This window comes from Streptomyces sp. NPDC031225, from assembly GCF_055570355.1.
Genome location: NZ_JBVIHJ010000003.1, coordinates 64,720 through 76,849 on the forward strand (window position 1 = coordinate 64,720; position 12,130 = coordinate 76,849).

General features: G+C 71.6%; 14 protein-coding genes. 6 read left to right on the forward strand and 8 right to left on the reverse strand.

The genetic code is table 11. From position 1 onward, the window contains the following. Positions 1–46: 46 nt before the first annotated feature. The 7 genes from ACZ48Z_RS05830 to ACZ48Z_RS05860 form a co-directional block, all read right to left on the reverse strand. Entirely contained in the window at positions 47–883 is an 837-nt protein-coding gene (locus ACZ48Z_RS05830; RefSeq protein ID WP_468734537.1) for an undecaprenyl-diphosphate phosphatase, read from the reverse strand. Positions 884–956: 73 nt separating this feature from the next. After that, a complete protein-coding gene (crcB, locus tag ACZ48Z_RS05835; RefSeq protein WP_468734538.1) occupies positions 957–1,331 on the reverse strand; it encodes a fluoride efflux transporter CrcB in 375 nt (124 codons plus the stop codon). Next, a complete protein-coding gene (locus ACZ48Z_RS05840) occupies positions 1,328–1,720 on the reverse strand; it encodes a DUF190 domain-containing protein (protein ID WP_468734539.1) in 393 nt (130 codons plus the stop codon). Before ACZ48Z_RS05840 ends, crcB (ACZ48Z_RS05835) begins: the two co-directional genes overlap by 4 nt. Continuing rightward, positions 1,717–2,172 carry a fluoride efflux transporter CrcB gene (crcB, locus tag ACZ48Z_RS05845; RefSeq protein ID WP_468734540.1) on the reverse strand — a complete coding sequence of 152 codons (456 nt, stop codon included), beginning with the start codon at positions 2,170–2,172 and terminating at the stop codon, positions 1,717–1,719. Before crcB (ACZ48Z_RS05845) ends, ACZ48Z_RS05840 begins: the two co-directional genes overlap by 4 nt. Positions 2,173–2,341: 169 nt before the next feature. After that, positions 2,342–3,340 carry an SMP-30/gluconolactonase/LRE family protein gene (locus ACZ48Z_RS05850; RefSeq protein ID WP_468734541.1) on the reverse strand — a complete coding sequence of 333 codons (999 nt, stop codon included), beginning with the start codon at positions 3,338–3,340 and terminating at the stop codon, positions 2,342–2,344. A gap of 28 nt (positions 3,341–3,368) precedes the next feature. Beyond that, a complete protein-coding gene (locus ACZ48Z_RS05855; protein WP_468734542.1) occupies positions 3,369–3,656 on the reverse strand; it encodes an ArsR family transcriptional regulator in 288 nt (95 codons plus the stop codon). A gap of 219 nt (positions 3,657–3,875) precedes the next feature. After that, on the reverse strand, positions 3,876–5,897 hold the full coding sequence (locus ACZ48Z_RS05860; protein WP_468734543.1) for a beta-galactosidase: 2,022 nt from the start codon (positions 5,895–5,897) through the stop codon (positions 3,876–3,878). A 198-nt stretch (positions 5,898–6,095) separates the two neighbouring features. Here ACZ48Z_RS05860 and ACZ48Z_RS05865 point away from each other — a divergent pair, with 198 nt between their 5' ends. The 3 genes from ACZ48Z_RS05865 to ACZ48Z_RS05875 all read left to right on the forward strand — a co-directional run bounded on the left by ACZ48Z_RS05865 (position 6,096) and on the right by ACZ48Z_RS05875 (position 8,492). Beyond that, complete coding sequence (locus ACZ48Z_RS05865) at positions 6,096–7,127, forward strand: LacI family DNA-binding transcriptional regulator (protein WP_468734544.1); 1,032 nt, start codon at positions 6,096–6,098, stop codon at positions 7,125–7,127. Between the two features lie 558 nt (positions 7,128–7,685). Beyond that, on the forward strand, positions 7,686–8,036 hold the full coding sequence (locus ACZ48Z_RS05870) for a VOC family protein (protein ID WP_468734545.1): 351 nt from the start codon (positions 7,686–7,688) through the stop codon (positions 8,034–8,036). Between the two features lie 66 nt (positions 8,037–8,102). Continuing rightward, positions 8,103–8,492 (forward strand): MarR family winged helix-turn-helix transcriptional regulator, encoded by a 390-nt coding sequence (locus ACZ48Z_RS05875; protein ID WP_468734546.1) that lies wholly within the window; start codon positions 8,103–8,105, stop codon positions 8,490–8,492. A 75-nt stretch (positions 8,493–8,567) separates the two neighbouring features. On the opposite strand, the gene ACZ48Z_RS05880 is transcribed toward ACZ48Z_RS05875, so the two are convergent. Then, positions 8,568–9,416 (reverse strand): LysR family transcriptional regulator, encoded by an 849-nt coding sequence (locus ACZ48Z_RS05880; protein WP_468734547.1) that lies wholly within the window; start codon positions 9,414–9,416, stop codon positions 8,568–8,570. Positions 9,417–9,746: 330 nt separating this feature from the next. Between ACZ48Z_RS05880 and ACZ48Z_RS05885 the strand changes: the two genes are divergently transcribed. Genes ACZ48Z_RS05885 through ACZ48Z_RS05895 form a run of 3 tightly spaced genes read left to right on the forward strand, consistent with a single transcriptional unit; the run spans position 9,747 to position 12,129 of the window. Next, on the forward strand, positions 9,747–10,442 hold the full coding sequence (locus ACZ48Z_RS05885; protein WP_468734548.1) for an alpha/beta hydrolase: 696 nt from the start codon (positions 9,747–9,749) through the stop codon (positions 10,440–10,442). Continuing rightward, entirely contained in the window at positions 10,439–11,278 is an 840-nt protein-coding gene (locus ACZ48Z_RS05890; RefSeq protein WP_468734549.1) for a sulfurtransferase, read from the forward strand. The genes ACZ48Z_RS05885 and ACZ48Z_RS05890 overlap by 4 nt, the downstream gene beginning before the upstream one ends. After that, on the forward strand, positions 11,275–12,129 hold the full coding sequence (locus ACZ48Z_RS05895) for an ABC transporter permease (RefSeq protein ID WP_468734550.1): 855 nt from the start codon (positions 11,275–11,277) through the stop codon (positions 12,127–12,129). Before ACZ48Z_RS05890 ends, ACZ48Z_RS05895 begins: the two co-directional genes overlap by 4 nt. The last annotated feature ends 1 nt before the right edge of the window (position 12,130 follow it).

Here is a 12,130-nt window from a genome sequence, read left to right on the forward strand (position 1 = left end):
GGCCCATGGGGTGTGGGACGGGAGCGCCGCCTCACACCCCCCGCGGTCAGCTGTCGAGGGTGCCCGTGGCCAGCAGGCCGAAGAGCAGGACGCCGACGACGATCCGGTAGATCACGAAGGCGTTGAAGGAGTGCTTGGCCACGAACTTCAGCAGCCAGGCGATCGACCCGTAGGCGACGACGAAGGAGACGACGGTGCCGACGGCGAGGGGAGCCACGCCCACGCCCGCGCCGAGGGCGTCCTTGAGCTCGTAGATACCGGCGCCGGTCAGGGCGGGAATGCCGAGGAAGAACGACAGCCGGGTGGCCGCCACGCGGTCCAGGTCGAGGATCAGCGCCGTCGACATGGTGGCGCCGGAGCGGGAGAAGCCGGGGAAGAGCAGGGCGAGGATCTGCGAGCTGCCGACCAGCATGGCGTCCTTGAAGGTGGTGTCGTCCTCACCGCGCTTGTGCCGGCCCATCTGGTCCGCCGCCCACATCACCCCACTGCCCACGATCAGGGAGCCCGCGACCACCCACAGGGAGGCCAGGGGCCCCTCGATGAGCGGCTTGGCGGCGAGACCGACGATGACGATCGGGACGGTCGCGGCGATCACCCACCAGGCGAACTTGTAGTCGTGGTGGTACCGCTCCTCCTTGTTGGCCAGGCCCCTCCCCCAGGCGGAGACGATCCGCACGATGTCCTTGAAGAAGTACACGAACACGGCGGCGATCGCGCCGACCTGGATGACGGCCGAGAACCCGACGACGGCGTCGTCGTCGACGGGGATGTTCATCAGCCCCTCGACGATCTTCAGATGGCCGGTGGAGGAGACGGGCAGGAACTCGGTCACCCCCTCGACGGCTCCGAGGACGACGGCCTGACCGACGCTGATGACGCTCATGGGATCCAGTTCTTCTCGGGGGACGCGGGTGCGGCGGGGACAGTCCTACTACACCCGGACGAGGACCGGTTTCCTACGCCCACACCGCCTGCGCCAGCGCCACTCCCGCGAAGGCCGCTCCCAGCCCTGCCACCACGCTCGCGACCACGTTGGCGGTGGCGTGGAACCGGGCCCCGGTCTCGGTCAGCCGCAGGGTCTCGTACGAGAACGTCGAGTACGTCGTCAGCGCCCCGCACAGGCCGGTGCCCAGCAACAGCTGAAGGTGGGCACCGGCGGCGCCGGCGGCGACCGCGCCGGTCAGCAGGCCGAGGACCAGACAGCCCGTGACGTTGACGGCGAAGGTGCCCCAGGGGAAGACCGAGTCGTGCCGGGACTGCACGGCGCGGTCGGTGAGGTAGCGGAGCGGGGCACCGACCACGGCACCCGCTACGACCAGCAGCCAGTTCACAACGACTTCTTACCCTTCGTGCCCGCTTTGCCCCGAGTCCGGTCCCGGGTGTCGTCGCGGCCGATGTACCGGACGACCTCGCACGCGTCGAGCGTCACCAGGCCCTCGGTGACGAGTCCGTCGAGCTGCGGCAGGAACTCCCGTACGCGCGTGTCGGTGTCGACGATCACGACGGCCACGGGCAGGTCCTCGCTCAGGGACAGCAGCCGGGAGGTGTGGATCAGCGAGGAGGCGCCGAAGCCCTCGATGCCGCGGAAGACGCTGGCCCCGGCGAGGCCGGCGGCGTGGGCGCGGTGCACGATCTCGCTGTAGAGGGGCTTGTGGTGCCAGGTGTCGTGCTCGCCGATGTGGACGGTCAGACGCAGGGCACTGCCGGTCAGCCTCGTCATGGCTGCCTCCGCTTCAGGACGCGGCGGGCCGCCGTGGAGGCGAGCCACACCGCGGTGAGGGCCGCGAACAGGGTCGCGGCGAGGTAGGCCAGGCCCGTGGCGGGCCGGCCGTGGTCGACGAGTTTCTGGATGTCGACGGCGTAGGTGGAGAAGGTGGTGAAGCCGCCGAGGACACCGGTTCCGAAGAAGGGACGGACCAGGCGGTGGGCGGCCCACACGTCGGTGATGACGACCATGAACACGCCGATGACGGCACATCCGACGACGTTGGTCCAGAAGGTCGCCCAGGGAAATCCGCCCGGCTGTGCGGGCCATTGGAGGGCGATGGCGTACCGGGCCGTGGCGCCGAGCGCGCCGCCGAGGGCCACCATCGCGACCACCGGTGCCTGGCCCCGCCAGAGCAGCTGCCGTGGGGGTCCGGCGGGGGCGCGGAGGCTCTCCGGGACGGTCATGGTCGTGTCTTCTCCTACTCGCCGGGGCCCTGGCACACGGGGCGCGCTGCGTCGCAAGTAGGGACCGTTGGCGGCGCCTTCGCCGCGGTTCGGGTACGGCGGGCCCCACCGCCGTGCCGCGAGGGTGATCGCGGCAGAGAACCAGACTAACGCCGGGGCCCGGCGGGGGTCACTTCGCGGCGGGCGGCTCGCACAGCGCGATGCCGCGCTCCCAGAGGCTGCCGAGGACCAGGTGGCCGGAGGCCTCGCAGACGCTGGTGACCATGCGGAAGCGGGAGCGGTGGCGGGCGAGGATGGGGGTCCCCCCGCTCGAACGTAGTTGAGAGTGGGGGCGGACGATCGTGCCGTCGTCGTCGACCGCGAGGACACCGGCGCTGCCCGTGGGGCGGAAGGGGACGCGCACGGCGGCGCGGGCAGCGGCTCGGCGCACTGATGGGGCGGCGCGGTGCAGCAGGTCGAGCGGGGGTACGCGGGGGCCTGCGAGGGAGACCCAGACGGGCCCGTCGGGTCCGCCGCGCCAGATGTTGTCGGGCATGCCGGGGAGGTTCTCGGCGAGGGCGTCGGCGCGGCCGGCCTGCGGCCCGTCGAGCCAGTAACGGGTGAGCCGGTACGCGCCGGTCTCGGCCACGACCAGGAAGGACTCGTCGGCGCTCGCGGCCAGGCCGTTGGCGAACTGGAGCCCCTCCAGCAGGACTTCGGGGGTGTCGTCGCCCGGCGCCAGCCGCAGCAGGCGGCCCGTCCCGGAGTGTTCGACGATGTCGCCGAGCCACTGGTGCAGGGGATAACGGCGGCTGGAGACGGTGAAGTACACGCTGCCGTCGGACAGTGCGACGACGTTGCTGCAGAACCGCAGCCGCTCTCCCGCCACCTCGTCGGCGATGACCCGGACGGTGCCGTCGGCGAGGTCGACGCCGAGCAGCCCGCGTTCGGCGTCGCACACCAACAGGCCGCCGTCCGGGAGGAGTTCGAGGCCGAGCGGCCTGCCACCGGTGTCGGCGAGCGTCTCGACGCGGGCCGCGAGGGGCTCCGCCAGCCCGTCGACGCGCAGGATGCGGCCGTCCTCCACTCCCGTCAGGACCCGGCCGCGTGCGTCGGCGACGACGTCCTCGGGGCCACGGCCGCCGATCGCGACGTAGTGGCGTGGGGTCAGTGCGGTGGGACGGTCCATGAGCTGCCTGTCCTTCCGGAGCGGATCGCTACCAGCCCTTCTCGAACATGCGCGCCACCTCGGCGATGCGCATCTCGTCACGACGGTAGTACGTGCGCCACCGGATCCTCTTGGTGCGCAGCAGGCCGATGTTCACGAGAAGGGCGAGGTGGGTCTCCGCGACCGAGCGGCGCACTCCCATTTTGCCCGCGACGGCGCCGACGGTGACCCCGTCCTCGGCGGGGTCGATGTGCCGTCGCGGCGGGAAGTGGGCGGCGGGGTCCTTCAGCCACTCCAGGATGTCCAGTCGCTTCTCGCCGACGGGAGTCCTCAGCATCGCGCGCCCCTCCGTCCGGGCCTTCGGCAACCGCGTGTGTGCCCACTGTCCCGCAGCCGGAGCTGCCCTGTCCCGCAGTCACCGAGCTTGTCCGATATCAAACTCCTCTGCGGCACAGGGCCGTTCGGCGCGTGCGGCAGCCGGGAGGGAGAGGCTGCCACGCCCCGAGGAGGTGGGGTCGCCCGCGGCTCGTGGTCTCGCGGGCGGAGAGGAGTCGGTTCAGCCGTCGAGTCGTACGACCCGGACGGCACCCGCCGGGACGGCGAGTCCGCCCGCCGCGCGCTCGCCGGTGAGCAGTTCGGTGCCGTCGCTCTCCAGGGTCACCTTGGCCTCGGCGGCGGTGTGGTTGACGACGAAGACATAGGAACCGGACTCCCCTTCGCGCCGGACGACCTCGACGTCGCGGGGCAGGTCGGCGCGCGAGGGGAGCCGGGCGTCCTCGGCGGCCCAGCCCAGCAGCACGTCGAGGCCCTGGGCGGCCAGCCGCGTGGAGACGTACCAGGCGGTACCCTCCCCGTGCCGGTGCCGGGTGACGGCGGGGTGGCCCTCGGTGAGGCCGTCGGCGTACGTCCACACCGTCTCGGCGCCGTGCGGCACCACGAACTCGGTCCACACGTCGCCGGTGAGCTCGGAGCCGTCGGGGCCGGTGATCCGCACCAGCTGGTCCGGCAGCAGCGGCGAGAACTCCTCGACGGTCAGGCCGAGTACGTCACGCAGGGCACCCGGGTGGGCGCCCTCGTGCACGGCGTCGTACTCGTCGACGATGCCGGAGAAGTACGACACCACGAGGGTGCCGCCGTTCTCCACGTACTCCCGGAGGTTGGCCCCGGCCCGCTCCGTCATCAGGTACAGAGCCGGTACGACGACAAGGGGATAGGCCGACAAGTCGGCTTCCGGGTGGGCGAAGTCGACCGTGAGGTGGCGGTCGTAGAGGGCCTCGTAGAAGGCGTCGGCGCGCTCGCGCGCGTCATGGTCCTCGCTGGGCCGCCAGTCGAGGTTCTGCGCCCACCAGGAGTGCCAGTCCCACAGGACGGCGACGTCCGCCCGGGTGCGCGTGCCGCGCAGGGTGCTCAACGAGTCGAGGGAGGCGCCCAGTTCGACGACCTCGCGCCACACGCGTGTATCGGTGCCGCCGTGCGGGACCATCGCCGAGTGGAACTTCTCGGCGCCCCGCCGGGACTGACGCCACTGGAAGAACATCGCTCCCTCGGAGCCGCGGGCCACGTGGGCGAGGGAGTTGCGGGCCATCTGGCCGGGGGCCTTGGCTGGGTTGCGGGGCTGCCAGTTGATCCCGGAGGTGGAGTGCTCCAGCAGGATCCAGGGGGCGCCGCCCGCGACCGAGCGGGTGAGGTCGGCGGCCATGGCGAGGTTGACGTGGGTGCGGCGGCCGTCGGTGATGAGGTAGTGGTCGTTGGTGACGATGTCGACCTCGCGCCCCCAGGCCCAGTAGTCGACGGAGTCGCACTGGCTGAGCGCGGTCATGAAGTTGGTGGTGACGGGGATGCCCGGGGAGAGACGGTGCAGGATGTCCCGCTCCATACGGAAGTTCTCGCGCATCGTCGCGTCGGCGAACCGCTTGTGGTCCAGCGCCTGGCCGGGGTTGCCGACGGTGGCCGCGGTGCGCGGCGGGTCGATCTGCTCGAAGCCGGTGTAGCGCTGCCCCCAGAAGGCGGTGCCCCAGGCCTCGTTGACGCCGTCGACACTGCCGTAGGTCGTCTCGAGCCAGCGGCGGAAGTGCGCGGCGCAGGAGTCGCAGTAGCAGGCGGAGACGGGGACGCCGTACTCGTTGTGCACGTGCCACATCGCGAGGGCGGGGTGGTCGGCGTAGCGCTCGGCGAGCTTGGTCGTGATGTTCGCGGCGGCCGCGCGGTAAGCGCTGTTGCTGTGGCAGATGGCGCCCCGCGAGCCGAACGCGAGCCGGGTGCCGTCGGCGGTGACGGGCAGTGCGTCGGGGTGGGCGCGGTAGAACCAGGCGGGCGGCACGACCGTGGGCGTACCGAGGTCGACGCGGACGCCGTTCTCGTGCAGCAGGCCGATGATCCGGTCCAGCCAGCCGAAGTCGTACACACCGGGCTCGGGCTCCAGGAGCGCCCAGGAGAAGATCCCGACGCTCACCATGGTGACCCCGGCCTCGCGCATCAGCCGTACGTCCTCGTCCCAGACGCTCTCCGGCCACTGCTCCGGGTTGTAGTCCCCGCCGAAGGCAAGTCTGGTGAGGCCCCTGGGGGTGGTCTCCGGCATGGGTCTCTCCCGTATCGACTCGTTGGGAACGTGCACACACAGCTCCAGAGGTGCGCCGCCCAAGATAACCGCATGTGAGGTGCGCTTGCCAAGTGCCTGACATCCGCATTTGCTGTGCACGATCACAGATCGGGCACACCCTGTCGTTCCCTCGGGCCGTTCCGGCAGCCCCTTCACCGGACCGCGGGGCATAGAGTCGTGACCATGAACAATGCGGGGGGCCGGCGCAGGGCACCGACGATCCACGACGTGGCACGCGAGGCCGGGGTGTCGCGGGGCACCGTCTCGCGCGTGCTCAACGGCGGACACTACGTCAGCCCCACCGCGCACGAGGCCGTCGACGCCGCCATCCGCAAGACTGGTTACGTCGTCAACCGGCATGCCCGCTCACTGATCACCGGGCGTTCCGACTCGGTCGGGTTCCTGCTCACGGAGCCGCAGGAGCGGTTCTTCGAGGACCCCAACTTCAACGTCCTGCTGCGCGGCTGCACCCAGGCGCTGGCCGCGCACGACATCCCGCTGCTGCTGATGCTGGCGGGGGCCGAGGACGAGCGGCGCCGGATCAAGCGCTTCATCACGGCGGGCCACCTCGACGGAGTACTCCTGGTGACCAGCCACTCCGCCGACCCGGTGGCCGAGGAACTGCACAAGGCGGGCGTGCCCGTCGTCCAGTGCGGCAAGCCCATGCGGTCAGGGTCGAAGGTGAGTTACGTGGCGGCGGACGACCGCGACGGCGCCCGTGACATGGTGCGCCATCTGCTGTCGCGGGGCCGCCGCCGCATCGGCATCGTGACCGGCCCGCTGAACTCGCCGGGCGGTGTCGACCGTCTCGCCGGCTACAAGGAGGTCCTCACCGAGGCGGGCATCGAGATCGACGAGCGGCTCGTCGTCTCCGGCGACTACAGCCGGGGCAGCGGGGAGTCGGCCACCGAGCTCCTGCTCACGCAGGCCCCGGACATGGACGCCGTGTTCGTCGCCTCCGACCTCATGGCCCTGGGCGCCCTGACCGCGCTGCGCCGTGCGGGCCGCCGGGTCCCGGAGGACGTGTCCGTGGGCGGCTTCGACGACTCCAACGCGGCCACGGAGGCCACCCCCGCCCTCACCACCATCCGTCAGCCCTACGACCGCATCAGCGCCGAGATGGTCCGGGTACTGCTGGCCCAACTGGGCGGCGAGGATCCGGCGGCGGTGATCCTGCCGACGGAGCTTGTGTGCCGGGAGTCGACGTGAGCGGCGGGCGTGGCGTGAGCGGCGGGCGCGACGTGAGCTGCGGGCGCGGCGTGAGCCACGGACGCGGCGTGAGTCACGGACGCGACGGGCACTGCGTGAGCCACGGACGCGACGTGAGTCACGGACGCGACGGGCACTGCGTGAGCCACGGACGCGACGGGCACGGCGGCTGGAGCCGGCCCGGGTCCAGGAGGGCCGGAGGCCGGGCGCGGGCGTGGTGAGGGGCGGCACGGCGTTCGGTCCTGGGCGGGCCGTCGAGGCCGGGCCCCGGGCCCGCCTGATGGCCTGACCGCCGACACGAGGAACGTCGGCAGAGCCACCACACGCACAAACGGACCCTCCGCGCGCGGGTACGCCACCCGAGGATCCGGGGGCCGCGTCAGCGGACGGACTCAGTCACCGCCGCACCTTCATCGGCCCGCACGCTCCGGAACGACCACGATCCCCCTTCTCCCGGACGGTGAGCCGGTCAGGATCGGAGAAGCGGACCGCACCTCCCCCGGCTTAGCGTGAAACCACCGACGCGGAACGTCGGGAACACCTCACGGAGGAGACACCATGACTGCCGGCCTCAAGACGATCATCTATCCCGTCAAGGATCTGGCCGCGGCGAAGGCCCTGTTCAGTGCCTTGCTGGGGGTGGAACCGTACGCGGACGAGCCGTACTACGTCGGATTCAAGGACGCGGGACAGGACGTCGGCCTCGACCCCAACGGGCACGCAAGGGGCATGACGGGCCCGGTGCCCTACTGGCACGTCGATGACATCCGGGCGACCCTCGCGGCCCTGGTGACGGCCGGGGCGGAGACGCTCCAAGACGTCCAGGACGTCGGCGGAGGCAAACTGATCGCCTTCGTCAAGGACTCGGACGGCAACCTGATCGGCCTCACCCAGGACCCGCAGGCCTGACGCACTGCTTGCACGCACACTAGTTGCACAGTCAATAAATGAACCGATCGGTGTTACCGTGCATGTATGGCGGTGAAAACGGTCGAGACCGGCCTCGAAGAGCGGTGGCGGGACATCCTGTCGGTGCACGCGCGCACGATGTGCGAGATCGACCGCGCGCTGCACCCGCACGGCCTGGGCGCGAGCGACTTCGAGGTGCTCGACATCCTCGCCACCGAGTCGCCCCGCGAGGGGGATCAGTGCCGGGTGCAGAATCTGGTCGGACGGGTGCATCTCAGCCAGAGCGCGCTGTCGCGGCTGATCGGGCGGCTGGAGAAGGACGGGCTGGTCGAGCGTTCGGTGTGCGTGGAGGACCGGCGCGGGGTGTACGTCTCGCTCACCCGCAAGGGCCGTGCTCTGCATGCCGATGTGTTGCCGCTGCAGCGCGACGCGCTGGCGCGCACGCTGGGTGGTTGAGCGCGCTCTGACAGCGCCCCGGTGCGCGGTCCGGTCGCACGGCTCACCTGACAGAGGGGCGTCGCACCTTCTCGCTCAGGCCAGCAGGTCCCGCACCGCTCCGAACGCCGCCTCCACCGTCGCCGGGTCCGCGCCCGGGCGGGCCAGCGCGCTCATGGAGATCGGGGAGACCTCGGGCAGGCCCGCGTACGGGGTCAGACCGTCGGGGGCAGGACCCACCGCCGCGAGCAGCGCCACGCCCTGGCCGGTGCGGGCGATGTCCAGGACGCCCGCGAGATAGCCGGCGTCTCCGACGACCGCGGCGGGCACCCCGCGCGCCGCGAGCGTCGAGATGGCGCGGCGCCGGATCGCGCACGGGTCCTCGATGGCCACCAGCGGCACCGGAGCGGGCGCTCGTGGCGGCTCCCAGCCGGGCACGGCGTGCCAGCGCAGCGGCAGACCCCCGACGCGGGTGCCCTCGGTCGCCGCGGCCTCGGTGACGTACACCGCGACATCGACGCTGCCGCGCTCCACGGCCTCCACGAGCCGGGCGGAGCGGTCGATGCGGAAGCGGACCCGGCAACCGGGGCGCACCGCCTCGACGGCGGCGGTCAGCAGAGGCAGGAACTGGTCGGCGGCGTGCTCGGTGGAACCGATCGTGACCGTGTCGCCGTCGGCACCGAGGAGTGTGCGTACGGCCTCGTCGTGAACGGCGAGGATCCGGCGGGCCTGTTCGACCAGCAGCCGTCCCTCGGTGGTGAAGCGGGTGCCACGGCCCTCGCGCTCGACCACGGGGTGCCCCAGGATCTTCTCCAGCTTGCGCACGTGCTGACTGACCGCGGACTGGCTCAGGGCGAGAACCTGGGCGGCGCGATGGAAGCCGCCGCAGTCGGCTATCGCGGTCAGACTGCGCAGGGCCACGATGTCCAGGACGGCTTGGGGCATGCCGTGACCCTAGCCGTTCGGGGCGATCGATCGCGATCGCTGATCGGTTTCGATGCGGAATCGTCGTTGGACGCGGCCCGTCACGGTCGGTCATCATGAACGCATGCTGCACGCGACCACCACTGCTGCCCTTCTGACGCAGCGCCGAGTCATCGACTTCGGCGTGGCGTGCAGCGCGCGCTGTCGCTGACATCCCTGCGGCGCCCGGCCGCCTCTTCCCGAGACGCTCACGTCTTGTTCTCGCGCTGATCGCGTCTACCCCGAACTGACACGTGACAGCGCCTCCTGTCTGCATTCTTTTCCCCGCTCCGACACGGGAGTTGCCCCCTCATGCCCTCCTCCTTCTCCTGGGACGAACCCGAAGGTCTCGCCGCACGCGGCACGCTGATCGTGCTGGCCGGCCGCGGCGAACACGGCGGTGTGTACGAGCGGTTCGGCCGCCGGCTCGCCTTCGACGCCTACCGGGTCCGCGCCCTCGGCGACGCGACCGCCGACCCCTCCGTGCTCGACGAGGCGGCCAAGCTGCTCGCCGACGAGTCGCTGCCCGGCCCGAAGGTGCTGGTCGGTTCGGACACCGGCGCGCTCCACGCGGCCCGGCTGGCCGTCGAGCAAGCGGCGGACGTCGACGCCCTGATCGTGGCCGGTCTTCCCACCTCACCCTGGACGTCCGGGAGTTGGGAGGCCGAGGTCGAGGCCCGCACCGCCTGCCCCACCCATCAGGGACGCCTGACGAACGACCCGGACTTCCGGCGGGCCGCCCTCGACGCGGCCCCCGAACTGCCCACCCTCCGCCTGGACCGCGTGCAGGTCCCCGTCCTGGCCCTGCACGGACAGGACGACAGGGTGAGCCCGGTCGACGAGGCACTCGCCGCCTACGCGGGGGTGCGCACGGTCCTCTTCCGCGGAGGTCGGCACGACGTCCTCAACGACGCCCTCCACCGCACCGTCGCCGCCACGATCGTCCTCTTCCTGGAGCGGCTGCGACTGTCCACCGAGCTGCCGCCGATCGCCGAGGAGCGGGCATGACCGTCACCACCTCCGTCGCGGAACTCCGCGCACTGCTTGCCTCCGGCACTCCCCCGGCGTTGCTCGACGTCCGCTGGGCGCTCGGCGACCCGCACGGCCGCGAGCACTACGCCGAGGGACACGTCCCGGGCGCGGTCTACGTCGACCTGGACACGGAACTCGCGTCCGCCCCGAGCCCCGAGGGCGGCCGGCATCCGCTGCCGTCGATCGAGGACCTGCAGAAGGCGGCGCGCCGGTGGGGCATCCGTCAGGGCCAACCCGTCGTCATCTACGACGACCTGGGCAACACGGCTGCCGCTCGGGCCTGGTGGCTCCTGCGGTACGCGGGTCTGGGCCGCGTGACGCTGCTCGACGGGGCGCTCGGTGCCTGGCGTGCCGCGGGGCTGCCCCTGGAACAGGGGCAGCCGGCCGATCCGTCACCGGGTGACGTCGTCCTGCGGGCGGGCGGACTCCCGGTGGCCGACGCGGACACGGCCGCCGAACTCGCGGTCTCCGGGCTTCTGCTGGACGCCCGGGCGGGTGAGCGTTATCGCGGCGAGGTGGAGCCGGTGGATCCGCGCGCGGGGCACATCCCGGGTGCGGTGTCCGCGCCGACCGGCGAGAACCTCGCGGCGGACGGCACCTTCCTCCCGGCCGAGGAGCTGCGCAAGCGGTTCGAGGAGCGCGGTGCCGCCACGGCGCGGCGCATCGGCGTGTACTGCGGCTCGGGCGTCACCGCGGCCCACCAGATCGCCGCCCTGGAGATCGCCGGGTACGAGGCCGTCCTCTTCCCGGGCTCCTGGTCCGCCTGGTCGGCCGACCCGGCGCGCCCGGCAGTGAAGGGAAGCCGACCATGACGACGAACTCACCGGTGCTGCGGGCCGCCTCGGCGCCACCCGCTCGGGTCACCATCCGCGGCACGTCGAAGAGCGGCAGCCGCTTCACGGTCCCCCGTTCCGTGCGCAGGGCCGCGGGACCCGTCGGTCTGGTCCTGCTGTGGTTCCTGACCTCGGCGACCGGAGTCCTGCCGGAGACGGTGCTGGCCTCCCCCGTCGATGTCGTCCGGCAAGCCTTCGAGCTCACGAAGAACGGCGAACTCCCCAGCGCCATCGCCGCGTCGGGGCGCCGTGCCGCCACCGGCTTCGTGATCGGAGCGGCGATCGCACTGACCCTGTCCCTCCTCGCCGGGCTGTTCCGGCTCGGCGAGGACGTCATCGACTCCTCGATGGGCATGTTCCGGGCGATCCCGTGGGTGGGCCTGATCCCGCTGTTCATCGTCTGGTTCGGCATCGAGGAGACCCCGAAGATCGCCCTGGTCGCACTCGGTGTGACGTATCCGCTGTACTTCAACATCTACGGCGGCATCCGCTCCACCGACGCCCAACTCGTCGAAGCGGCACGGATGATGGGTCTGGGCCGACTCGGCCTGATCACGTACGTGATCCTGCCGAGCGCGCTGCCCGGCGCCCTCGTGGGGCTCCGGTACGCGCTGTCCACCGCCTGGCTTGCGCTGGTCTTCGCCGAGCAGATCAACGCGGACGCGGGGCTCGGCTATCTGATGAGCAACGCCCAGCAGTACTTCCGCACGGACGTCATCGTGCTCTGCCTCGTCGTGTACGCGCTGCTCGGTCTCGCGTGCGACTTCGCCGTACGGATCCTTTCCCGCCGTCTGCTGACCTGGCGGGCCAACTTCGAGGGCGGGGCGTAGA